Genomic DNA, 22,409 nt, shown 5'->3' with positions numbered 1-22,409 from the left:
GGTATATACTTAATTTTTTATTGTTGTATGCAACTATGGCAAAGCAGGATCATTTTTATTATTTACAGCAAATGGGTGTTGAGCCTTGGGTCCCCCGCCAAATTAATTTATCTGACAATAAATTAGCTGATTTAGCCGGTATTGTTGCTAATTGTACTAAATGTCCTTTATCTCAATGTCGAACTAAAACGGTTTTTGCTCGTGGCAATCCAACTGCAGAATTAATGATTATTGGGGAAGCACCAGGATATAATGAGGATAAGCAAGGGTTACCTTTTGTAGGTAGGGCCGGCGCGTTACTTAATCATATGTTACAGAGCGTGGGCCTTACGGAAGAAGAGGTTTATATTGCCAATGTTTTAAAATGCCGCCCACCTGAAAATCGCGATCCTCGTAATGAAGAAATAATGCAATGCACTCCTTATCTTACCGAGCAAATTGAGTTGGTGGCACCAAAATTATTACTGGCATTAGGTCGCTTTGCAGGGCAATTTTTATTAAAAGAAGCAACTACGCTCAGTAAAATGCGTGGCCAGGTTCATTATTATCAGCAAACCCCTTTTGTTGTTAGTTATCATCCTGCTTACTTACTACGCAAGTTAACGGATAAAAAGAAAGCGTACCAAGATTTACTTTATGTTAAAGAATTACTAAATAAAGATGCTACATAGACAAGGATTTACCCTAATTGAAGTTTTAATGGTTGTTAGTATTATTGGTTTGTTACTATTATTTGCTCCAATAGGTCAACCCCTCTATCAAAAAAACCAAATAAAAATTATTAGTGATAAGTTACAAAGCGCTATTCAATATGGAAGAAATATGGCACTTGCACAGGGTAATTTTTTAATACTTAGACCATGGGATGGTTTAGATTGGTCTAATGGAATAGCTTTGTTTTTAAGTGATAAAACCCATGCTCCTACAGCAGAAAAAATAATACAAGTATGGCAGTGGGCTCCCAATGGAATGCAAATACGTTGGCAAGGATTTCAGTCGAAAAACTATATTCTTTTTTCACCTGCTTTAAAAAATGCCAGCTGCAATGGTCATTTTTCTTTCTTGATTAAAGGGCATGAACAAGAGAAATTAATCATTAATAGATTTTGTTTTGCTCACAGTGAGTTTGGTAAGCTGTAATGGGAGTTGAAAATAAAACTGCTCTTTCTGTATTTCTTTAGATTAGAGTAGTTGAGCTCTAAATAGAGCTATTTAAAATTAAACTAGCTTGCCATCTCTGCGCAGGCGGCATTGTTGCGTGGATCAACTACGCCTATATTATTAATTAAACGTCAAATAACCTCGTCAGCTTTGCTTTAAAACCGCCAGTTGCCTTAGTCTATTTACTCGTCTTTGCGAGCGAAGCGAAGCAATCCAGGTCGGTTGTTGTAAGTAGAACTGTTCTGGATTGCTTCACCTTTACGGTGTAAAGGTTCGCAATGACGATGTGTTTTAGCAAGTGCCCCAGCTATCATAGCCCAGTTGCTTGCAGCCAGGGATTAAATCTTAGTTTAGCTAAACGGATCCCGGCTCTAGCAGCCGGGCCACAAGATCGGTTTGATTACTTAGTTATCTACACAACAATACCTTGCAGGCGGAGAGCTATGCATGAATTTTTGTTTGCGGGAATGACGAATTTAATAGTTCAACAAAAGCTAGCATGAATACCTTGCAAAAGAAAAATTCTTTTTAAATTCATAAAAAAAGAAATTCATCTATAATCAAAACTAGGATGAATCACTGGGCAGGGAATGTGAAAAAGAAAACTGGTTTTACACTTACAGAATTTATGGTCACGCTTGCTATTGCTGCGATTTTTCTTGCGTTAGCAGTACCAGGCTATTATTCAACAATCCAAAATAATAGAGTCGTTTCAGCCGTTAATGAAATTTCAGCATTTATGCATTTTGCACGTACAGAGGCTATTAGAAGAGGGGTAAGAGTATCAGTTTGTGCGGCAGCAAATACTTCATTGACATCATGCGGTAGTGCAACTCAATGGAGACAAGGCTGGTTAGTTTTTGTAGATACTAACAATAATAATGCTATTGACTCAACAGCTGATATTATTCGTGTTCACGAAGCATTGCCAGCTAACATGGCAGTGACAGCTAATAATTCCTTGGTTAGTTATGATGGTTCAGGATTTATCACGAGTGGCGCTTTTAATATGACCGTTAATGCTACAGGTTGTACAGGAAATAATGTGCGGATTATTAATATCCTAGCCAGTGGGCGCTTAGGCATTACGCGTGGGGCATGTAGTTAATGAGGTGACTAAGTAGAGCCTCTGTCTTAAGAGGTTTATCCTGAAAGTAGCTATAAAAGCTAACAATAAGAAGTAAAAAAGACTATAATAAGCCCCTATATTGTCTTAACTAATACAACATGCTACTCCCTTTTTTTGAGACGATAAAAACGAGTATTTTGCCTCCATCTGAATTATTCCCATGGCTGACCCATACTAAGTCACTAACAAAAAAGCTTAAGGAGCAGGCTGGGGAAGCTCATTTAATAGTGCTTAAGCAATACTGGCGTAATATGACTTGGTGGAACCGCTATGTTTTTGAGCTAGATGCGAGTCAACCAGTTTTTCAGCGTGAAATCATAATTTCTGCACAAGGTAAGAAGTGCTGGTATGCACGAACTATTATACCTGCTCATACTTATCACACGCATCAAAGTTTTTTTGCTCGCTTAGAGCATGAAAGTTTAGGGCATCTGATTTTTGATAATCAAGAAATAACTCGTCTTGCACTGGATTATTATTTGATTACACCTAAGTCAATCGAATACTATTGGTTAAAGTCTGTAATTACTGGTAATGAGGAGAACCTATGGGGAAGGTTGGCGGTATTTACGATTAATACTCAGGATCCCTTTTATTTAGTTGAAATATTTTTACCAGATTTATTAAAGGTAGCGCATGAATTGGAATAGTTATTATCGATTAGCACGGTTTCATAAACCCGTTGGTATTCTGTTACTATGGTCTCCTACCGCGTGGGCATTATGGGTAGCTAACCAAGGAAACCCACCTATTTATTTGCTGATTTTATTTCTATTAGGTACCGTATTTATGCGAGCGGCCGGTTGTATTATGAATGACATCGCTGATCGCAACATTGATTTGCATGTAAAACGCACTTGTAATAGACCATTAACAGCGGGCGAGGTAGGCTTGAATGAAGCGATAACCTTGCTTATAAGTTTTCTTGTTGCCTCACTAATAATATTAATACAATTGCCGGTAACTTGCTTCTATTATGCATTATTTGCACTATTAGTAACGTTTATCTATCCGTTTTGTAAGCGTTTTATTCAAGGGCCGCAGCTTGTTTTAGGTATTGCTTTTTCATTAGGTATTCCAATGGCGTTTGTTGCGTCTAATTCACCCTTTAATAAAAGTATTTTTTATTTGCTACTCATTAATTATGCTTGGATTATTGCGTATGATACGCAATATGCAATCGTTGATCGCAAAGATGATTTGCGCATTGGCGTTAAATCTACTGCTATTTTATTTGCCAACTATGACCGCTTAGCAGTAGGCTTTTTGCAATTATTTTTTCATACTCTTTGGATTCCCTTAGTCCACTTTTTAAACCTAAGAAGCTCGTTTTTTAGTGCCTGGGTTGTAGGCGCTATTATTTTAATCTATCAACAATGGTTAACAATTGATCGTAATGAAGAAAAATGTCTAAACGCTTTTTCTTGGAATGGCTGGTATGGCTTAATAATGTGGCTAGCTATTATTTTAGGCTACAATGTTTAAGCTTAAATCATCCTATGAAGACTACTTGAGCCAATACGAAACCACGAGTTATCAATTTCTTTTTTGCAAATAAAAGCAGCTAATGCCATATAAAAATAAGCTTGTTTAAGCTGTTTAATGCCGCCAGAGATTTTAATCCCAACAGAACTATTAGAATCTGTAATTGCTTTAAGCATACTAAAGGCTGCAAGTGGTGTCGCTCCTATCTTGATTTTTCCTGTCGACGTTTTTAAAAAATCACAACCAGAATTTAAAATGTCACAACTTGCTTTATAAATCAGCGGGGCATTTGGGAAAGCACCTGTTTCTAAAATTACCTTAAGCCTGATATTATTTGCTTGGCAACATGCATAAACTTCATGGCATTGTTGTAAAGCATAGCGTTGGTGTCCGCTTAAGTAATCAGGATAAGCAAATACATAATCTACCTCATCAACATGAGCAAGGGCTATTTTTTGAATGGTAGCTAATGTAGTATCTAGCGAGTCTTGCCCTTTAGGGAAATTAACGACCGTGGCTCGTTTGCTCGTCTCTAGGTGTTTAAATTTTTCTAAATGCTCAGGAAAAACACATACTGCTGCTACTCGATGACTATTTGCTTCTTCCGCAAGGGTTTTTAAAGCATCATTATCAGCTAATTCATCAAGCAGCGTTAAGTCAATCACTGATTTTACTAAGTCAGTAGTAAACTCGATTGATTCCTTATCAATTTTTTTGAGGGTGGCTAGCCATGTTTTGTCTAGGTTCAGGCTCATGTAAGGTTTTTTATAAATTGTTTTATAAGGTGGTTTAATTTTTCAGCAGCCTTTGAAGCCATGAGCACTACGGCTTCATGACTATGACTACAAAACGTTAGTCCTGTCGCATAGTTGGTAATGGTTGCAATAACGGCAACTTTCATACCGCAATGGTTGGCGACTAAAACCTCAGGTACGGTAGACATACCAACAGCATCAGCGCCCATAATTCTAAAGGCACGTATTTCGGCTGCTGTTTCATAATTAGGTCCTAAAACAGAAAGATAAATGCCTTGATGTAAAGCAATATCTTCTTGGTGAGCTATCTGCAGTAAGCGCTCACGCATCTCTAAGTCATAGGCATTATCGAGGGGGAAGAAGCGAGGGCCAAATTCTTCATCATTTGGACCTACTAATGGATTGCCTGGCTGCATGTTGATGTGATCGGTAATTAGCATTAACTCACCTGGGCCTACATCTTCACGTAACGAGCCAGAGGCATTTGTTGCTAAGAAGTAATCACATCCTAATAAACGCAATGTACGTACATAGGTTCTAACAATTTCATAATCAAACCCTTCATAACTGTGTGCTCGACCTTGTAAGCACACCACACCAACGCCACCTAAATAACCTAAAACGAGATTGCTTTTATGCCCATAAACAGTCAATCTAGGAAAACCAGGAAGATCATCATAACTAATCATGACCGCATCTTCTAATTGCTCCGCAAAGCTTCCTAAGCCTGAGCCTAAAACCACGCCTATAGTAGGTTTAAAATTAGGTACGCGTTCTTTAATTGCTTTAGCAGCTTGATGAGCAGCAGTTTGTTTGCCTGTATTCATTGTAATTGAAATTCCAAAATTAGATTTACATTTTATTAAAGTGATGAGTTAACTCTTATAGAGGCACAATTTTATATGAAAGTGGCAAATGTACCAAATTAAAGTTGGCAGATTGCGAGATCTAGCTTAGCATTTGTATCTTTAACTTCCCGCATTGTGGCTGCTTCACATAATCTAACGCTTAAACCATGATGCCCAAGTTGCATTCGAGGTACTATACCAAAGGATTTATTCATGCGTAATAAAATAAGATGGCAATAGGCTTTTGGTGGTAAAGGACACTGATAAAAACCATGATTCATGTCAACTTGTTGAAACTGAGCTGTATCACGTAATAATTGTAAGTATAAGCTAACGGCAGCATGGAGCGTATGCAGACACGACTGCCAAAGTATTAGATCGCGTTGTCGTAGCGTAGAATTGGATTCTAACCATAATAGCAGTTGGGGTGATTGCATTTCAGAGTCAATCAAAGGTTGAGCGGCTCTAATAGAATTTAAAAATGGATCTAAGTGAATTTTTTCACCAAACCGCCCAGCTACATGACTTAAGGTATAAATCTGAGCATGCAAGTCTTTGCTCAATTCAGGAGGCAAGGGAGGCTGAGTTTTGTTCACCAGATGTTCGATCCGCATTAACTCTTTTAAAAAACGGCTTTTAAGTTCTGGCTTTTCAATAAGTTGAATAATCTCAATGATACTTTTTAGCGCATAATGATGAATGACAGGATGCGTTTCCGAGCAAGCTTGGTTTACTGTTTGATAAAGCGATTCTAAGCGCAAGGCTATTTTAGGTAAATAATGAGTTGCTAATTGAAAAATTATGGTATCAGAAGACATAAGCTGTTATTCTTTTAAGCACTATTATTAAATAATAATTAAGTTCTAAATAAAGAGTTTTATGATGACTTTTCAATAGCCAATTGTAAATACTTTCCATGTAATTTTCTTATATCATGCTGTAATTGTTCTAAAGAATTATCATTAATAACAATATCATCGGCGAGTTCACGTCTTAGTGTTTCATTAGATTGGGTTGCAAGTATAGCAAGGGCTTGTTCTTCGGTACATAAATCACGTTGTAAAATCCGGGCAAGCTGCGTTTTAAAATCTGCAAGAATAACCAATATTCGATCTAAATAAGGGTAATCTATACGGCTATATAATAGCGGTATTTCAATGACAGCATAAGGGCCTTGGCTATTAAATACATTTATCATTATCTGTTTACGAATTAATGGGTGCAATAAGTTTTCAAGCCAGATACGTTCTTCGGCATGGTTAAAAATAATTGTTCTTAATTGCGCACGATTAAGTTGCCCTGTTTCGGTGATAATTTGGGCACCAAAATGCTCTTTAATAAGTTTAAAAGCTGGTTGATTAGGCATAGTCAGTTCTTTGGCAATATCATCAGCAATAATGACTGCAGCACCCAACGATTTAAAAATAGAAATAGCCGTTGATTTACCACTACCAATATTACCCGTTAGACCAACACAAAACATCATTTATTCCTATTGATTAATATTTCTTCGATTAATATTTTTGCATGTTAATAAATTAACATAACACGTATCAGGAAAACCGCTGTTCTCTTGGCAGTAAGCTTTAGCTGCCAGCGCTGCATCGTCCCGATTGGAATAAGAGTTACTACGCCAAACAACAGCCATCTGATCAAGTGCTGTGCATTGCCAGGCTGGTTTAGTTGAGATTCCATTAACAAATAAATCACAATTAGCTTTGGAAGTTTTACATGAGCTTGGTTCATGGCTTTCTTTTTTACATACTTCCATGGCCCTATTAATGGCGCTTCTTTGATAATTGCTTATAGCAAGCCACTGCCGATTCGCACCATCCTCAGCGATGCAATGCCATTGAGCTAGAGCAAATTGGGCATAGAAAGAAAAGGGTACAATACAATAAAGACTCTTTTTATTCATGCTTTTTCCTTTTGCTAAGTATTAATTCTTGTAATTGATTAAAATTCATTGCTTTTGCAATAAACCATCCCTGTATAAAATCAACCTTTTTTGCTATTAAATAATCAAATTGTTCCTGAGTTTCTACACCTTCAGCAATAATTTTTAGTTTTAATGAGTTAGCAATACTAATAATTGCCTCATTTAATGCTTCTGTTATGGCTCCTGTTCCAATAGATTGAATAAATAGTTTGTCAATTTTTAAAAAATTAAATGGAAAATGTTGCAGATAACTAATACTTGCATGACCCGTGCCAAAATCATCTATTGCTAATAAGTACCCCTTGTTTCTTAATTCTGCCATTTTTATTTTGATGCGTTGTTCAACATTATTAAATAGCTCTCTTTCTGTAAGCTCTAGCATAATTTGTTTTGGAAAGATGGCGTTGTATTTACAAAGGTTATCAAAATCCTCAAAGAAGGTTTCACTTTTAAAATGACTAGGCGCTATATTAAATCCTAAATGAAAAGAAGGGTTTTTATGTAGAAATTCTGCGCATTCCGCTAAAGTTTTTTCAACTAATTGTAAGGTAATCGGTACAATTAAATCTGAACGTTCTGCATCATCTATAAAATAATCTGGCATGATAAGTTCGTTTTCATCATTTATCCAACGTATCAATATTTCTGCCCCACAAAATGTTTTTGTTTTAGGGCAAAGTATAGGCTGATAAGAAGGAAAGAATTGGTGCATTTTTAATGCATTATTTAAAGCAGCAGTAATAGAAAAACGCTTATTCATTATTTGTTGAAAATAATTATGTAATAGCCAAGATAGAAAGAGTAAAGGCAAAGAAATTAACAAGAGTTGCACAATTAAATTCTTATAAAAATTAAATGAGTCAGCTTGAACAATTAATTTAATATTTTTTAAGGAATCTAAAGGAAGGATTAAGGTATTTTTATTCAGATTTGTTAAGTTATTTAAAGTCATTGGGTATAGTTGTTTATCACTAGTAGTAGAAATATTACTATCTAAAATAATCTGTTTTTTTTGCATATCGTACAGTGCCATTGTTGTATGATCTAAATCATCGAGTAGAAATGTTTCTAACGTTGACTTTAAAATATAAATACCTATATAAATATCTTGATAAGGGCGCTGTAATAAAAAGAATTCATTATTAACTTGAGTTGTTTTCATTGGCCCAAGTAGTATTTGCTGTGAGATATAGGGATTAGGAAGAGGCGCTTGTGGATCAAATGTCGTGCAAATAAAATTTGTTTTAGCATTGTAAATTACAATGCCTGTAATAATAGGGCTATTAAAAACAAGCGCTTGTAATTTTGGCAAAAGAAGGTGTTGGCAATTTTTAAGTTGTTCTTGCGTAAGCGGTAATAAATCAAGTGGTTTAACAATAGTATCGATAAAGTGATCTAGTTTATAGCCCAAATGACTTGCTTGTAGCTGTAAATGACTCTCTTTTTGGTACTTTAAATGCCAGCCTTGATAAAAGTTAACCAAGCAGATTAATAAAATTGTTGCGATAGCCCATACTGTACTAAACTTTAGTCGTAAATCTTCTGTAGGTGCTTGTTTAGCCATAACTTAAGTTATCATAAACTGCATAAATAGAGTTTAGGGTGATTTCTGCTAAATGCATAATAGTTTGCTCGCTAATGGTTAAGGGAGGCAGCCAATAAAGGGTATTTCCTATTGGTCGCAGTAATGCACCTCGTTTTAAAGCTTCTTGGTAAAATTGAAAACCTACGCGTTGGTTAGGTATATCAACCATATCGCCAGCGACCACTGCGCCTATCGATCTAATATTGGTTATCTTCTGAGTTTTTTCAGCAATTTCTTCAAAGAGCTTAAGCATTTGTTTTCCTACTAGTAATGCTTTTTGGTTAAGTTTCTCTTCTTCTATCGTTTTAATTGTCGCCAAAGCGGCACTAATAGCTAATGCATTGCCACTGTAGGTATGAGAATGAAGAAAGGATTTACCTTGATTATAATCTGCGTAAAAAAGATTATAAATGGCATTATCAATTAACACACAGCTAAATGGTATACTACCTGATGTTAGGCCCTTAGAAAGGCATATTAGGTCAGGTTTGATACCTGCATACTCACTTGCTAGCCATTTTCCAGTGCGGCCAATGCCGGTCATAATTTCATCAGCAATCACGTAAATGCCATGTTGTTGTGCCCAAGTGGCAAGTTTATTTAAAAAATCTGCACTATAACAGCGCATGCCACTAGCAGCTTGTAGAATAGGCTCTACAATGATTGCGCAAACGTGGTCTTTAATTTGTTCTAAATAGGTCTGTGTTGTTTGCCAGTGTATTGTTGCATCCTGCCAGGCCGGGTCATGTTCGCCACTTACATAAGGGAGATTATCAATAAAGTGGCATTTTAACCCAAGTCCTTCATAGGGTTTTTTATATAATCCTAAATCGCTAACACTTAATGCGCCAAAGGTTTCACCATGATAGCTATTGCGTAGTGAAATAAATTCTCTGCGCTGACCCTCTCCTTGCAACTGTTGGGCGTGTAGGGCTAATTTAAGCGCAATTTCAACCGCACATGAGCCATCGCTGGCAAAAAATAAGTGTTGATTTTTAGTGATTTCTGCTAATTTTTCACCTAATTTTGCTAATGAGGCATGGGTGGTATGCGCAGCAATCACATGTTCAAATGTTGTCAACTGCTCTTTGATAGCCGCAGTGATAGCTGGATGGCCATGGCCTAACGATTTACACCACCAACTGGAAATTCCATCAATGAGTTTCCCTTGATTGGTTTCCAGATAACTTCCTTTTGCAGCGTAAACGATAACGGGAGGGCTTGTTTCAAAATCTTTCATTTGCATACAGGGATGCCAAATGTGATTTAAATCTTTTGTAATAATTTGCTCTTTGTTAACCATATTTAAAATTTGAGTTGACAATAAAAGTGTTCACTTTATCATGTAGCGCACCATAACAAAATGAGTAAATTCGTGGATAAGCAGATAATTAGCTGGACTAAAGCTGATATTGAAAAAATTTATACACAACCTTTTAATGATTTATTGTTTCAAGCACACCAATGCCATCGTCAGCACCATAGCGCTAATCAGTTGCAACTAGCCGTGTTGTTAAATATTAAAACAGGCGCTTGCCCAGAAGATTGTGGTTATTGTTCGCAAAGTGGGCATTACAAAACCGCTATTCAGAAAGAAAATTTGTTATCAGTAGAAGAAGTCATGCAAAAAGCTCAGGAAGCCAAAGCAAAGGGTGCTACTCGGTTTTGTATGGGTGCCGCATGGCGTAGTCCGCCAGCAAAAGCTATGCCTAAGTTGGTAGAAATAATTCAAGAAATAAAAGCCCTAGGCCTTGAGACCTGCATGACGTTAGGCATGCTCAGTACGGAGCAGGCAACCACTTTACAGCAAGCTGGCCTTGATTTTTATAATCATAACATCGATACATCGCCATCCTATTATGACAAGGTAGTAACTACACGTACTTTCGACGATCGCCTTGCCACTATTGATGAGGTGCGGAAATCAGGCATGAAAGTCTGCTGTGGCGGCATATTAGGTTTAGGGGAGAGCAGGGAGGATCGTATTGAGTTTTTACATACCTTAGTAAATCTACCTTCACCGCCAGAAAGTATACCTATTAATAGCTTAATTCCTGTCGAAGGTACACCGCTAGCTCAGGCAAAACCCATTGATCCTTTTGAGCTGGTTCGTACTATTGCCACAGCGCGTTTACTGATGCCTGGAAGTATGCTAAGGCTTAGCGCTGGCCGTACCAAAATGAGTGATGAGTTACAAGCATTATGTTATTTTGCGGGTGCAAATTCAGTCTGGGCTGGTGATAAATTATTAACTCAAGAGAATCCCCAGCTTGATAAAGATGAGCAGCTATTTAACAAATTAGGATTACAAGCATTGCCAGCATGATTACTGATTTGTTAAGGCAGCAAAAGAGCTTATTGCTGCAACAAGGTTTATATAGAACACGACCTATTATTGATGAATATGGGCCGCATGTACTTAATTTTAGTTCTAATGACTATCTATCGCTAAGACATGATGAGCAAGTTAGAAGGGCTTATGCCCAGGGTTTTTGTAAGCATTCATCTGGCAGTGGTGCTTCTATGTCTGTGGGTGGCTATCATAAAATTCATCAGGAGCTAGAAAGAACCTTTGCACACTATTTAAAAGCTGACAGTGCGCTTTTATTTAGTTCAGGGTATGCAGCTAATCTTGGCATTGTTTCTTTGCTTGCCCAATTAAATTGCCATGTTTTAATTGATAAAGCAGTTCATGCTTCTATCTATGATGGTATTAAATTAAATAATATAAAGTACACGAGATTCTTGCATAATAATTATGAGGATTTAGAAGGAAAGCTTTCTAATTCTATAATTAACCCTGCGGTTATTACTGAGGCCATTTTTAGCATGAGCGGACAGCAATCCAATTTGGCTATACTTGCTAAGCTATGTGCAACCGGGCAAATACCTATTTTAGTTGATGAAGCGCATTCATTCGGTGTGGTGGGGCCACATGGTTTAGGTGCTGTCGCTTATTATCAATTGCCTCAACACCAAGTGCCACTACGTTTAATTACCTTTAGTAAATCATTAGGTGGGCAAGGCGCTATTATAGTTGGACAAGGGGAGTGGGTAGAGGCTTTATTCCAACAAGCACGTTCAAATATTTACTCAACTGCCGTAAGTCCTGCTTTAAGTTATGGTCTTTTAAAAAGCCTAGATATTGTTATGAAATCAGATGATAGGCGCAGTAAACTGGCTGAATTAATTGCCTATTTTCAGCAGAAAATACAAAAATCACCTTTAAAATGGCGCCACTCGCATACCCCAATTCAACAATTACAATTAGGATGCCCACATAAAGCGCTTGATTATGCTTTACAATTAAAAAAATACGGTATTATTTGTCAAGCCATGCGTGAACCAACCGTATGTCGTACTGCAACAGGGTTGCGCGTTGTCTTGAATGCTCAGCATGAGCCGCAGGATATTGATCACTTATTTGATAGGTTGCAGCAAATTGATGATACTCAAAGTCAACCAAATAGGTAAGGGTAATAGGCCCCTTGTTTTATTACATGGCTGGGGATTTAATCAAAAAATTTGGCAATCCCTAATTCCTCTATTAACCAATAATTTTACCCTTTATTTAGTCGATTTACCTGGATTTGGACAAAGTACAATGATGTCCTGGTCTTTATTTAAGGAACAATTACTAAGTAAGCTGCCAGAAAAATTTGCAGTTCTCGGTTGGTCATTAGGTGGGCTTTTTGCAACCAAGCTTGCTATTGAGGAGCATGAGCGAGTTTCGCATTTACTCAATGTGACAACGTCACCTTATTTTGTCCAAGATACAGAGTGGCCAGGAATAACACCGCAGACCTTAGAACAATTTTTTATCAATTTAAGCCAGAATCCCAAACAAACGACGGAAGAATTTATCGCTTTGCAATTACAGAATTTTTCTTCTTCAGTCGCTAATTTGGGAGAGTTTAGCTCAAACCTAGAAGCACTCACCAATGGCTTAACTATACTTGCTAGCTGGGATTTACGCCCCTGTCTACCAGGCTTAAAAAGCCCGACTTGTTTTATGTTTGGACGTTTAGATGCCATCGTACCAAGGCATTTATTACCCAGAATGCAAGAATTATATCCGCAGTTTAATTATATTTTATTTCCTAAAGCGGCACACATGCCATTTATAAGTCATCAACAGGATTTTATTAAAGAAGTTGAGAAATTCTTATTATGAAACAATTTTTTATTACAGGTACTGACACTGATTGTGGTAAAACCTATGTACTAGGTAGTTTGTTAAATTATCTTAACCAAACGTATAAAGCGCAAGCGTTAAAGCCTTTAGCAAGTGGTTGTGATGAAATAAATGGTCAATTAATTAGTCAGGATGTAATAAGGCTGCAGCGATACAATGCTGATCCCAATTTGACTATTAATCGCTGGCAATATTTGCCACCTATCTCGCCACACCTGGCGGCACAATTTGCAGGTGAGGTAATTACCGTTGACGAGATTGCTCAATTTTGTCAACAAGACGTGTTTACTCGGTTTGATTACTTGCTTATTGAGGGCGCAGGCGGGCTACTAGTTCCTCTAAATTCTCAAGAAACATGGCTCGATTTTTTAAAACTAACTAGAATACCCGTTATATTAGTTGTTGGCATGCGCTTAGGGTGTATAAATCACGCCTTATTAACAGATGCTGTGCTTAAAGCGAACCAAATTACTTGTTTTGGTTGGGTAGCTAATTATTTAGACAATAATATGCTCGTTGTTGAAGAGAATATTGCCACGTTAGAAGCCAGAATGCATATGCCGCTTATAGGTAGAGTTTACAATGATAAGAAAGCTCTGGATTGCTTCACCTTTACGCTGTAAAGGCTCGCAATGACCGGGGGTTTTGAAGTTCCCGAGTTCAGATGATGAAGAACTCTTAAGACTGGATTGTTCTACCTTCATTTCGTAAGATTTGCAAAGATAGTGCGATAGCTTTCCTAAATTTAGGTCAAACCTGTTAAAAACTAGGAAATTACCCTTGTTGAACCAGAGTTTATACGAAGTATGCATTGTTTATACTCAATGAGTTAGTTATAATTTATAAGTATTTCTTTAGCTAGAAACATAGATTTTAGTAATTTTCATTGAAATTTTATTTAAAAATTACTATATACAATAAACTCGAAATATCAGCTTTATTTTCTTTTATTTCCTGAACCTTGATAATTATGGAGATTTCTGGATGCCAATTTATGAGTATGAGTGTGCGAATTGCCATCATAAATTTGATTTAATGCAAAAAATACATGACGCTCCCGCAACCCAATGTCCGCAATGCTTTAAAGATACTGCGGTTAGGCTTATTTCTGCGGCTGGCTTTCAATTAAAAGGAACAGGTTGGTATGCTACTGATTTTAAAAATAAGTCTTCTGCGCCCGCAACTCAGAAAGGGAGTGGCAAGGAGAGCTCAGATAAAAGTTCGAGTGACGTAAAAACCCAAACAGGTGAAAAGGGTGAAAGAGATTGAAACCTAAATCAATACGCAGCTTTATCTTTGCAGGCTTGATAATTTGGCTGCCGATACTTGTGACGTTTGTTGTTTTAAGATTTATCATTGACATATTAGATTCAACAATGGCGCTCTTACCACAGGCCTATCAACCAGAGCACCTGCTTGGGGTACGTATTCCTGGCTTGGGCGTAGTTTTATCACTGTTGTTATTGATAATAACCGGCGTTGTTGCAACTAATATTCTTGGGCAGCGGTTAATGGGCTGGGGTGAAGCCTTACTGGCTCGTATTCCTCTTGTGCGCTCTATTTACAATGCTGCTAAGCAAGTCATTCAAGCAATTTTTGCGACCAATAGCCAAGCGTTTCGTAAAGTGATGTTAATTCAATACCCGCGTAAGGGCGTTTGGACACTAGCTTTTCAAACTGGCATGGCTAATCCTGAAATAGTCTCTCATGCCGGGGATGAGATGGTTTGTTTATTTATACCAACTACGCCAAATCCTACCTCAGGTTTTTTAGTCATGGTGCCTAAACGAGAAGTGATTGAACTGACTATGACTATTGATGAAGCGTTGAAATTTACTATTTCTTTAGGTGTTATGCAACCACAAAATGGTGCAGAGCCTGTTATTTATCCTTATTAAGATAGGTGTCCCATGCGATCACATTACAGTGCAGAAATTAATGAAACAATGATAGGCCAGGTTGTAACCATCTGTGGGTGGATTCATAATCGCCGTGATCATGGTGGCGTTATTTTTTTAGATATTCGTGATCGCTCAGGATTAGTGCAGGTTGTTTATGAGCCTGAGCAAGTTGACGTATTTAAAATAGCAGAAAAATTACGTCTTGAATTTGTAGTGTGTGTTCAAGGAAAAGTAAGAGCACGACCTGAAGGCATGGTAAATCCTAAGATGCCTACTGGCCAAATTGAAATTTTAGGCCATGAGCTTAACATACTAAATCAAGCGCAAACCCCACCGTTTCTTCCTGATGATTATCAATCAATCAATGAAGATTTACGTTACCGCTATCGATACCTAGATCTTCGTCGCCCTGATATGCAAAAGAATCTAATTCTTAGGCATAATCTCATTCGTTGTATACGCGAATACTTAAATGCACAAGATTTTGTTGATATTGAAACCCCCATGTTGACCAAAGCAACACCTGAAGGTGCCCGGGATTACTTAGTTCCCTCGCGAGTACACCCGGGGTCTTTTTATGCGCTTCCTCAGTCCCCACAATTATTTAAACAGTTATTAATGATGTCAGGGTTTGATAAGTATTATCAAATTGTGCGCTGTTTTCGGGATGAAGATTTAAGGGCGGATAGGCAGCCTGAATTTACCCAGCTTGATATTGAGATGTCTTTTATTGATGAACAAAATGTTCAACAATTAATTGAAGGCATGTTAGCAAAAGTTTTTAAAGATATATTGCAAGTCGACTTAAGCCTGCCTTTAAGGCGGATGAGCTTTGCTGAAGCCATGCGTCGTTTTGGAAGTGATAAACCCGATTTACGCATTCCATTGGAACTTGTTGATATTGCTGACTTGGTACAAGCCGCTGATTTTAAAGTGTTTGCAGCAGCTGCCAATGACCCAGACAGTCGAGTTGTTGGATTAAAGTTACCCAATGGTATTAAACTAAGCCGCAAAGAATTAGATGACTATGCGAGTTTTGTAGGCATCTATGGCGCTAAAGGCTTAGCTTATATTAAAGTCAACGATCGCACCCAGGGTATGACAGGTCTGCAATCACCTATTCTTAAATTCTTATCTGAAGATATGATAAACTCTATTTTGGATAGATTAGATGCGCAAACAGGTGATGTATTATTTTTTGGTGCAGATAAAGCAACTATTGTTAACGAATCGATGGGCGCTTTACGAGTAAAGCTTGGTCATGATAATGGGTTGGTACAATCTGGTTGGCAATTACTTTGGGTAGTTGACTGGCCAATGTTTGAAATTGATCCAAAAACAAATGCATTACAGCCAATGCACCATCCGTTTACTTCTCCTAGTAAACTCGATGGCGACGCTTTGAAAGCTTCTCCTGCAAACATGTTAGCGAAGGCTTATGATATTGTTATTAATGGTTATGAAATTGGTGGCGGCTCAATTCGTATACATCAACCAGAGCTTCAGCAAACTGTGTTTGACTTAATTGGCATTAATGAGCAAGAAGCTAGTGATAAATTTGGTTTCTTACTTGATGCCCTACAGTTTGGTTGCCCACCCCATGGAGGCATTGCCTTAGGGGTTGATCGCTTAGCCATGCTATTAACTAACTCATCATCGATACGTGATGTGATTGCGTTTCCTAAAACCCAATCTGCATCGTGTTTATTAACTAACGCGCCTACGCCCGTAGGTCAGGCGCAACTTAATGAATTGGGAATTCGCCTTGCACCCAACTTATCGGTATCTAAATAAACGACATGAGGTTTCTTTTGGAATGCTAAGGAAGTGGCTGTTTGTCATTATAGTGCTGTTACTGTGTACTACAATGGTGTTTGCGCGCTCGTCAACGAATAATTCAAGTAAACTAATTGAATATTTAACCCAAGAAAAAACAAATTTTACCTTAGTCAGCGGTGAGGCTAAATTATTTGCCTTACCGACAACAGATGAGGATTATTTAAAAAAAGTTCAGCAAAACGAGGCGCTCATTGCTCTAAATAAGGCTAAAATTGCTAACTTAGAAAGTTTTTTAATTACGCAAAAAAAGCTGCAAGCTGATTTTGGTTTGCGTCTTAAACAGCTGCAGCAGTTTCAAGTAACCGACTCGCCACAAATTAATTCGCAAGCAAAAATTGAAAGAATTAATTCACTTAATGAAGTTAATAAGAGAACCATTGAACTTATTAATGAAAATTTAAGCCTAGCCACTCGCTATCAAGAATTATTATTAGAGCAGAAACACAAACTTGATCTATGGAAATCTAAAGCACAATTGCGGCAACGCTTAGGGGAGTTACATGCCCAAGAAGATAAACTAAACCAATCCTTAGATAAATTATATGAAAATAGCTTAACTTTACAGCAGAAAATTAAGGCAGAAGCAAATTCTAAAACAGTTTATCTACTGGAAGCAAAATTATTATTAAATAATCAAGTGATTAATTTAACTCAGCATAAGAAAGCTGGTCTTAACTTACAGCGTAAGCTAATAAAAGCTGATTATGAATTATTAAGAGCGCCAGATATTCGCACCTTGCAAATGGTAACTGAAGTTTATAAAAATACTATTTCACAACTTTCAGACATGGAGCAAGCCCTAAAAAAGATGGTGCAATTGCTAAATATAGAACAGCGCCATTTAACTGAGGCAAGCTTAAAGCAGCAATTCTCAACATTAACTAGCATTATTAACAAACGGATTGCTGATATCACTATACAAGAGCAAACGCTGCAAGAAGATTTAGAAAATCATCAACAGGAGTTAAAAAAACAGCTCTCTGTAAGGCAAAGCTTATCTGAGTATCGGATTGACAGTTGGCCTGTTATTATTCATGAGCTATCACGTATGCCTATGCAATTTTATAGTTATTTAAAATCGCTGGCATTAAAAACCCGCGATAATTATTTATGGCAAGATACAGTACCGGCCATCTTTATTTGGCTGACTTTAATTGTTACAGCGGCTATCTTTTATTTCCTACAGCACTTATTAAAGCGTTTAACTCAAGATAAAGAGCGTTCAAGGCTTTCAGGCCATTTATATGGTGGGCTTTTAACCCTATTAAGCCGTAATATGCCTTATTTAGCATTTATCAGTACGCTATTCCTTATGTTATATCTAAATAAGGTTCCTTTTAGTAATTACCAATTATTAATTAATCTTATTCTAGTGTGGCTTACATTTCGTACCATGTTGTTAATTGCTCGTTTAATCTTGCTAGAGCGCATTAGCGACTCTTCAGGTAAGGACGTTAAATTATATTATCAAGTAAAATGGCTGCTGCTAGCAGGGGGATGGACGACTGCTTTAATGGTATTTAGCTATCAATTACCGCTGCCATTAATTTTACAAGATATATTTAATCGATTGTTTATGTTGTTCTTAGTGGCCGTGTCAATTCTTGTTTTAAAGAGCAAGGATGTTATCACTCATCTTTTATATCCTGTATTAAAAAATAAGAAACGCTATGTTCGTAATGCGGTCATGATATTAATGATACTTACACCACTTACTTTGTTTATCACCGCTGTGATTGGTTTAATTGGCTATATTAATTTAGCTTGGACAATGAGCCGTTATCAGGTACAAGTTTTATTTATCATTACCAGTTATATCGTTGTACGTGGATTAATGTTTGATGCCCTGGAGCTTTTATCAGAATGGATGATTTCAAATTCAACGAATGGGTGGTTATGGATAGAAGTTATTTTAAAGCCTTTAGATAAAATTTTGCGCGTATCTTTACTTATATTGTCTTTGGTTATTTTTTGCCAATTATTTGGCTGGTTGTCAGACTCAGCCATTGTTGCAAAATTACAGCATATCGCAGAATATCCTTTAGTTAATATTTCGGGTATTCATATTACGTCAGTGAGTATAGGCGAGTTTCTTGTGGTACTGGCTGTGTTTTATTGGACTGCGAAATGGACGAGGGAATTTTGTTACCGTTGGTTATACCGTAATACCAGAGATGCAGGCATCCGCAATAGCTTATCTGTATTTACTCAATATGCAGTTATTCTGATTGGCAGTATTATTACGTTACGCGTGCTGGGATTTGATTTTAGTGGCATGTCCATGGTAATTGGTGGTCTTGCTGTAGGTATGGGTTTTGGTTTACGAGATTTTGCCAGTAATGTAGTAGGTGGCATTATGCTACTTATAGAGAGGCCAGTTAGAGAAGGTGATTTAATCACTTTAGGTAATTATGAGGGGCGCGTATCCCATATTGGTATTCGCTCAATGCGGGTTTCTTCTTGGGATAATATGGAAGTCTTAATTCCCAATGCTGAAACATTTAATAAGCCTTTTACCAATTGGACTCATCAAGATAGTATCATAAGAACAGTCGTTCCTATTAAAGTAAGTCGTGCTGATGATCCAAGTATTATCCAGCAGATAATTTTAGATGTATTGGCTATCACACCAGAAATTGTAAGTGAGCCGCCGGCGCAGGTTTTTTTAAAGAAAATTGATGAAGCTTTAATTGAGTTTGAAGTGCGATATTTTATAAATGTGCAAACACATACTCGTTTTGAGGTTCGCTCAAAAGTTCTTTTTGCAATTATGGAGCAATTTAAATTAGCAGGTATAAAATCTCCTATTCCTCCTATTAGTGTAGAATTGAAAGAAAAAGAAGGGCGAGAAGAAAAAAAATATGAACGCGCGCTTACCAAAATCACCCCCGAACAATGAGGATGAATTACTGTTTCGCTGCTTACAAATTGAAGGAATTAGCTTTGCTCAGCTAGCAAATTTTATCCAAGCCTCTATTCCTAAAGATCAAGTAAAACGTAAAGGCTGGGCAGGCCAAGCGATAGAGTTAATTTTAGGTGCGACTGCAGGCACTAAAGCTGTGCCTGATTTTAATCATCTCAATATTGAATTAAAAACAATTCCTTTTAATAATCGTGGAAAGCCTGCAGAATCTACATTTATTACCTCTATTCCTCTTTTACATGTGCATCGTCAAGAATGGTACGCTTCAGAATGTTATCAAAAGCTAAAGCGTATCCTTTGGATTCCAGTTGAAGGCGCAAGAGAAATACCGTTTGCGCAACGTCGAATTGGCCAAGCCTATCTATGGTCGCCTACTCCTGAGCAAGAGGAGATTTTACAGCAAGATTGGTTAGAATTAACCACTATGATAGGTACTGGCCGCCTAGAAGAGATTGATGCAACGATGGGACATTATTTGCAAGTGCGACCTAAAGCTGCCAATGCTCGTTCTCTATGTTATGGCTTAGACAATGAAGGAAACAAAATCCTGACTTTGCCTCGGGGCTTTTATTTAAGAAGGTCGTTTACCGAGATTATTTTTAGCATAAAGTAAAAAAATTGTTTAGTTAAAAATTTATAAAATCATAGGCTTATAGAAAAATATTCTAATTAATTATCATTATATTTAGATTGATATTAAGAATAGGGACTGGTATTATTCAATAGCGTAGCAAAGCTATTTACATAAAGCTAACAGATTATTTCATAAACAAGGATGAGAGGATGAAAACTATATTTTCTAAATTAATAAATAAGTTCACTCTAGGTTTATACATTGCTCTAGCAAATTCAGTTGCTTTTGCTGGCGGCCCCGGGATGAGTTGGTCTCCAGGCTGGATAGCGGGCGGTGTCTTAGCTGCAGCGGTTATTGGTGGTATTATTGCTTTTGTTGGTAATGATGATGACGATGATGAAGCAAATGTTCTTGTTTGCCAATAAATTTGGTTGTCAAAATATTTTAAAGCTAGCAGCTTAATGTTGCTAGCGCTACAGTCTTTTTAAATTATTTGTTGAGACACTTAGCAATGACTAGTCATTCAATGCGTTATTCATGGCAAGTAATGTATGCTTCAGTTTTTGCTCTAGTTATTCGAGATATTCAAAAAAGATTTATTAAAACAGTAAATACAGAGCGCTCTATTGGTATGTTATGGGTGATATTAGAGCCTATTACGCATATTGGCGTATGGATGTTGATTCGGATCGGCTTTAATCGAAATATTCATACTCTTCTTCCTGCACCACTTTTCATTTTATTAGGGGTTATACCCTTTCTATTATTTCGCAATGTTATAAATAGCAGTAAGGGAAGTATTAAAATTAATAAAGGCTTCTATCTATTTCGCCAGATTAAGCCTGTAGACCCCATATTTGCAAAAATTATTAGTGAGATTATGGTTTCATTACTGATTTTTATCATTCTATTAATAGGACTTAAATGGTTTGGAATCAAATGGAATCTTTATGATTTTTTAAGGTTGCTACGAAATTCAGTATCATTTGTAGGTTTTATTTTGGGGCTATCCCTTATTATTTCAATTGCTTGTTTTTTCTTTAACTTTATGTCGACTGTTATCTCAATTATTAATCGAATGACTTACATTTTTTCAGGCATTTTTTTTAGCGCTGATATGTTACCTAAATCTGTAAGAAATATAGTTCTTTATAATCCTATTTTTCAATTTATAGAAATAATACGCGAGAGTTTTACGCCACCTTTTTCATTTACTTCGTATACATCAAGTGACTATTTATTAAAGGTATCATTAATTACATTAGCAATCGGGATGGGGCTTTATTTAGCTACCTATCAAAAAATAATGATTGAGATCGAGCAGCGATGATTGAGGCAATTAATATTAGTAAATATTATAAAGTACAAGGAAAAAAGCACATTGTATTTAATGATTTGTCTTTATGTATTAAGCCAGGCGAACGAATTGCTTTAATGGGCTCAAATGGTGCGGGTAAATCTACATTATTACGTATTTTATGTGGTATAGAAAAGCCCAGTAGTGGGGTAGTTAATATTACTAGCCGTTTATCCTGGCCCGTCGGTGTGGCAGGTGGCTTTATTGCCAATTTAACGGGACGAGAAAATGTAAAATTTGTTTGTCGGCTCTTTATGAATGATAAAGACGAAACAATAGAGAAAATTAATTTTGTGCAGGATTTTGCTGAAATTGGTCATTATTTTGATATGCCTGTCCAAACATATAGTTCTGGAATGCGCTCACGTTTAGCTTTTGGTTTATCAATGGCTTTTGATTTTGATTTTTACATTGTTGATGAGGCTTTAGCTGTTGGTGATTTATCGTTTAGAAAAAAATGTAAACTTATTTTCAATGAGAAAGCCGAAAGTAAAGGTATTATTATGGTTTCTCATAGCGTAGGTGTAGTAAGAGAATTTTGTAAGCAAGGCATATTTTTGAAAGGCACTAAAATTATAAAAGCTAATTCAATAGAGGAAATAATTCAATTATATAAATATTTGGCTTAATTTTTTATAAATTAAAGTTACACGCTTGATTTAAAGCTTAGTTTCTAGCTTTATATGAACAATTTATGTTACTGTTTTATTGCAAATTT

At 36.7% G+C, this 22,409-nt stretch carries 24 protein-coding genes; 17 read left to right on the top strand and 7 right to left on the bottom strand.

Going from position 1 to position 22,409, the window contains the following annotated elements; genetic code table 11:
• The first annotated feature begins 35 nt into the window (after positions 1-35).
• The 5 genes from DYE47_RS07330 (at position 36) to DYE47_RS07310 (ending at position 3,775) form a co-directional block, all read left to right on the top strand.
• Positions 36-671 carry a uracil-DNA glycosylase gene (locus DYE47_RS07330; RefSeq protein ID WP_115302649.1) on the top strand — a complete coding sequence of 212 codons (636 nt, stop codon included), beginning with the start codon at positions 36-38 and terminating at the stop codon, positions 669-671.
• Positions 661-1,140, top strand: coding sequence for a pilus assembly FimT family protein (locus DYE47_RS07325; RefSeq protein ID WP_115302648.1), 480 nt, complete (start codon positions 661-663; stop codon positions 1,138-1,140). The genes DYE47_RS07330 and DYE47_RS07325 overlap by 11 nt, the downstream gene beginning before the upstream one ends.
• A 613-nt stretch (positions 1,141-1,753) precedes the next feature.
• The gene (locus tag DYE47_RS07320) at positions 1,754-2,269 is read left to right on the top strand and encodes a GspH/FimT family pseudopilin (protein WP_160149866.1); all 516 of its coding nucleotides are present in this window, start codon (positions 1,754-1,756) and stop codon (positions 2,267-2,269) included.
• 119 nt (positions 2,270-2,388) lie between these two features.
• Complete coding sequence (locus DYE47_RS07315; RefSeq protein WP_115302646.1) at positions 2,389-2,940, top strand: chorismate--pyruvate lyase family protein; 552 nt, start codon at positions 2,389-2,391, stop codon at positions 2,938-2,940.
• Positions 2,927-3,775: a 4-hydroxybenzoate octaprenyltransferase gene (locus DYE47_RS07310; protein ID WP_115302645.1), complete on the top strand. Its 849-nt coding sequence runs from the start codon at positions 2,927-2,929 to the stop codon at positions 3,773-3,775. Before DYE47_RS07315 ends, DYE47_RS07310 begins: the two co-directional genes overlap by 14 nt.
• A gap of 2 nt (positions 3,776-3,777) precedes the next feature.
• Here the strand turns inward: DYE47_RS07310 and DYE47_RS07305 are convergent, their stop codons facing one another.
• The 7 genes from DYE47_RS07305 to bioA form a co-directional block, all read right to left on the bottom strand.
• Entirely contained in the window at positions 3,778-4,530 is a 753-nt protein-coding gene (locus tag DYE47_RS07305; protein ID WP_115302644.1) for a deoxyribose-phosphate aldolase, read from the bottom strand.
• Positions 4,527-5,357 carry a purine-nucleoside phosphorylase gene (locus tag DYE47_RS07300; protein ID WP_115302643.1) on the bottom strand — a complete coding sequence of 277 codons (831 nt, stop codon included), beginning with the start codon at positions 5,355-5,357 and terminating at the stop codon, positions 4,527-4,529. Before DYE47_RS07300 ends, DYE47_RS07305 begins: the two co-directional genes overlap by 4 nt.
• Before the next feature lie 98 nt (positions 5,358-5,455).
• Complete coding sequence (zapD, locus tag DYE47_RS07295; RefSeq protein ID WP_115302642.1) at positions 5,456-6,196, bottom strand: cell division protein ZapD; 741 nt, start codon at positions 6,194-6,196, stop codon at positions 5,456-5,458.
• A gap of 59 nt (positions 6,197-6,255) precedes the next feature.
• Positions 6,256-6,864 carry a dephospho-CoA kinase gene (gene coaE, locus DYE47_RS07290; protein WP_115302641.1) on the bottom strand — a complete coding sequence of 203 codons (609 nt, stop codon included), beginning with the start codon at positions 6,862-6,864 and terminating at the stop codon, positions 6,256-6,258.
• Positions 6,865-6,870: 6 nt separating this feature from the next.
• A complete protein-coding gene (locus DYE47_RS07285; protein WP_115302640.1) occupies positions 6,871-7,296 on the bottom strand; it encodes a hypothetical protein in 426 nt (141 codons plus the stop codon).
• Complete coding sequence (locus DYE47_RS07280) at positions 7,289-8,881, bottom strand: EAL domain-containing protein (protein ID WP_115302639.1); 1,593 nt, start codon at positions 8,879-8,881, stop codon at positions 7,289-7,291. Before DYE47_RS07280 ends, DYE47_RS07285 begins: the two co-directional genes overlap by 8 nt.
• Positions 8,874-10,205 (bottom strand): adenosylmethionine--8-amino-7-oxononanoate transaminase, encoded by a 1,332-nt coding sequence (gene bioA, locus DYE47_RS07275; protein ID WP_115302638.1) that lies wholly within the window; start codon positions 10,203-10,205, stop codon positions 8,874-8,876. Before bioA ends, DYE47_RS07280 begins: the two co-directional genes overlap by 8 nt.
• Positions 10,206-10,277: 72 nt before the next feature.
• On the opposite strand from bioA, the gene bioB reads away from it, so the two are divergent.
• The 12 genes from bioB to DYE47_RS07215 all read left to right on the top strand — a co-directional run bounded on the left by bioB (position 10,278) and on the right by DYE47_RS07215 (position 22,320).
• A complete protein-coding gene (bioB, locus tag DYE47_RS07270; protein ID WP_423202367.1) occupies positions 10,278-11,228 on the top strand; it encodes a biotin synthase BioB in 951 nt (316 codons plus the stop codon).
• Entirely contained in the window at positions 11,225-12,376 is a 1,152-nt protein-coding gene (locus DYE47_RS07265; protein WP_115302636.1) for an aminotransferase class I/II-fold pyridoxal phosphate-dependent enzyme, read from the top strand. The genes bioB and DYE47_RS07265 overlap by 4 nt, the downstream gene beginning before the upstream one ends.
• Complete coding sequence (locus DYE47_RS07260; RefSeq protein ID WP_115302635.1) at positions 12,348-13,076, top strand: alpha/beta fold hydrolase; 729 nt, start codon at positions 12,348-12,350, stop codon at positions 13,074-13,076. The genes DYE47_RS07265 and DYE47_RS07260 overlap by 29 nt, the downstream gene beginning before the upstream one ends.
• Positions 13,073-13,720 carry a dethiobiotin synthase gene (gene bioD, locus DYE47_RS07255; protein ID WP_115302634.1) on the top strand — a complete coding sequence of 216 codons (648 nt, stop codon included), beginning with the start codon at positions 13,073-13,075 and terminating at the stop codon, positions 13,718-13,720. Before DYE47_RS07260 ends, bioD begins: the two co-directional genes overlap by 4 nt.
• Before the next feature lie 361 nt (positions 13,721-14,081).
• A complete protein-coding gene (locus tag DYE47_RS07250) occupies positions 14,082-14,366 on the top strand; it encodes an FmdB family zinc ribbon protein (protein WP_115302633.1) in 285 nt (94 codons plus the stop codon).
• Positions 14,363-14,995: a DUF502 domain-containing protein gene (locus tag DYE47_RS07245; protein ID WP_115302632.1), complete on the top strand. Its 633-nt coding sequence runs from the start codon at positions 14,363-14,365 to the stop codon at positions 14,993-14,995. Before DYE47_RS07250 ends, DYE47_RS07245 begins: the two co-directional genes overlap by 4 nt.
• A 12-nt stretch (positions 14,996-15,007) precedes the next feature.
• The gene (gene aspS / locus DYE47_RS07240) at positions 15,008-16,792 is read left to right on the top strand and encodes an aspartate--tRNA ligase (RefSeq protein ID WP_115302631.1); all 1,785 of its coding nucleotides are present in this window, start codon (positions 15,008-15,010) and stop codon (positions 16,790-16,792) included.
• Entirely contained in the window at positions 16,746-19,736 is a 2,991-nt protein-coding gene (locus DYE47_RS07235) for a mechanosensitive ion channel domain-containing protein (RefSeq protein ID WP_242604224.1), read from the top strand. The genes aspS and DYE47_RS07235 overlap by 47 nt, the downstream gene beginning before the upstream one ends.
• Positions 19,699-20,373 carry a DNA mismatch repair endonuclease MutH gene (mutH, locus tag DYE47_RS07230; protein ID WP_115302630.1) on the top strand — a complete coding sequence of 225 codons (675 nt, stop codon included), beginning with the start codon at positions 19,699-19,701 and terminating at the stop codon, positions 20,371-20,373. Before DYE47_RS07235 ends, mutH begins: the two co-directional genes overlap by 38 nt.
• A gap of 170 nt (positions 20,374-20,543) precedes the next feature.
• Positions 20,544-20,759: a hypothetical protein gene (locus tag DYE47_RS07225; RefSeq protein ID WP_115302629.1), complete on the top strand. Its 216-nt coding sequence runs from the start codon at positions 20,544-20,546 to the stop codon at positions 20,757-20,759.
• Positions 20,760-20,845: 86 nt separating this feature from the next.
• Positions 20,846-21,664, top strand: a complete 819-nt coding sequence (locus tag DYE47_RS07220; RefSeq protein WP_115302628.1) for an ABC transporter permease — start codon at positions 20,846-20,848, stop codon at positions 21,662-21,664.
• Positions 21,661-22,320 (top strand): ABC transporter ATP-binding protein, encoded by a 660-nt coding sequence (locus tag DYE47_RS07215; protein WP_115302627.1) that lies wholly within the window; start codon positions 21,661-21,663, stop codon positions 22,318-22,320. Before DYE47_RS07220 ends, DYE47_RS07215 begins: the two co-directional genes overlap by 4 nt.
• The last annotated feature ends 89 nt before the right edge of the window (positions 22,321-22,409 follow it).

Origin of the sequence: Legionella beliardensis, assembly GCF_900452395.1 — a bacterium.
Lineage (GTDB): Bacteria > Pseudomonadota > Gammaproteobacteria > Legionellales > Legionellaceae > Legionella_C > Legionella_C beliardensis.
This window is presented reverse-complemented; position numbering and strand designations above follow the sequence as displayed.

Bases quoted from the DNA above. Each gene is read 5' to 3' on its own strand.
- DYE47_RS07330 (WP_115302649.1), top strand. From the start codon at position 36: ATGGCAAAGCAGGATCATTTTTATTATTTACAGCAAATGGGTGTTGAG.
- DYE47_RS07325 (WP_115302648.1), top strand. From the start codon at position 661: ATGCTACATAGACAAGGATTTACCCTAATTGAAGTTTTAATGGTTGTT.
- DYE47_RS07315 (WP_115302646.1), top strand. From the start codon at position 2,389: ATGCTACTCCCTTTTTTTGAGACGATAAAAACGAGTATTTTGCCTCCA.
- DYE47_RS07310 (WP_115302645.1), top strand. From the start codon at position 2,927: ATGAATTGGAATAGTTATTATCGATTAGCACGGTTTCATAAACCCGTT.
- DYE47_RS07305 (WP_115302644.1), bottom strand. From the start codon at position 4,530: ATGAGCCTGAACCTAGACAAAACATGGCTAGCCACCCTCAAAAAAATT.
- DYE47_RS07300 (WP_115302643.1), bottom strand. From the start codon at position 5,357: ATGAATACAGGCAAACAAACTGCTGCTCATCAAGCTGCTAAAGCAATT.
- zapD (WP_115302642.1), bottom strand. From the start codon at position 6,196: ATGTCTTCTGATACCATAATTTTTCAATTAGCAACTCATTATTTACCT.
- coaE (WP_115302641.1), bottom strand. From the start codon at position 6,864: ATGATGTTTTGTGTTGGTCTAACGGGTAATATTGGTAGTGGTAAATCA.
- DYE47_RS07285 (WP_115302640.1), bottom strand. From the start codon at position 7,296: ATGAATAAAAAGAGTCTTTATTGTATTGTACCCTTTTCTTTCTATGCC.
- DYE47_RS07280 (WP_115302639.1), bottom strand. From the start codon at position 8,881: ATGGCTAAACAAGCACCTACAGAAGATTTACGACTAAAGTTTAGTACA.
- bioA (WP_115302638.1), bottom strand. From the start codon at position 10,205: ATGGTTAACAAAGAGCAAATTATTACAAAAGATTTAAATCACATTTGG.
- DYE47_RS07265 (WP_115302636.1), top strand. From the start codon at position 11,225: ATGATTACTGATTTGTTAAGGCAGCAAAAGAGCTTATTGCTGCAACAA.
- DYE47_RS07260 (WP_115302635.1), top strand. From the start codon at position 12,348: ATGATACTCAAAGTCAACCAAATAGGTAAGGGTAATAGGCCCCTTGTT.
- bioD (WP_115302634.1), top strand. From the start codon at position 13,073: ATGAAACAATTTTTTATTACAGGTACTGACACTGATTGTGGTAAAACC.
- DYE47_RS07250 (WP_115302633.1), top strand. From the start codon at position 14,082: ATGCCAATTTATGAGTATGAGTGTGCGAATTGCCATCATAAATTTGAT.
- aspS (WP_115302631.1), top strand. From the start codon at position 15,008: ATGCGATCACATTACAGTGCAGAAATTAATGAAACAATGATAGGCCAG.
- DYE47_RS07235 (WP_242604224.1), top strand. From the start codon at position 16,746: ATGAATTGGGAATTCGCCTTGCACCCAACTTATCGGTATCTAAATAAA.
- mutH (WP_115302630.1), top strand. From the start codon at position 19,699: ATGAACGCGCGCTTACCAAAATCACCCCCGAACAATGAGGATGAATTA.
- DYE47_RS07225 (WP_115302629.1), top strand. From the start codon at position 20,544: ATGAAAACTATATTTTCTAAATTAATAAATAAGTTCACTCTAGGTTTA.
- DYE47_RS07220 (WP_115302628.1), top strand. From the start codon at position 20,846: ATGACTAGTCATTCAATGCGTTATTCATGGCAAGTAATGTATGCTTCA.
- DYE47_RS07215 (WP_115302627.1), top strand. From the start codon at position 21,661: ATGATTGAGGCAATTAATATTAGTAAATATTATAAAGTACAAGGAAAA.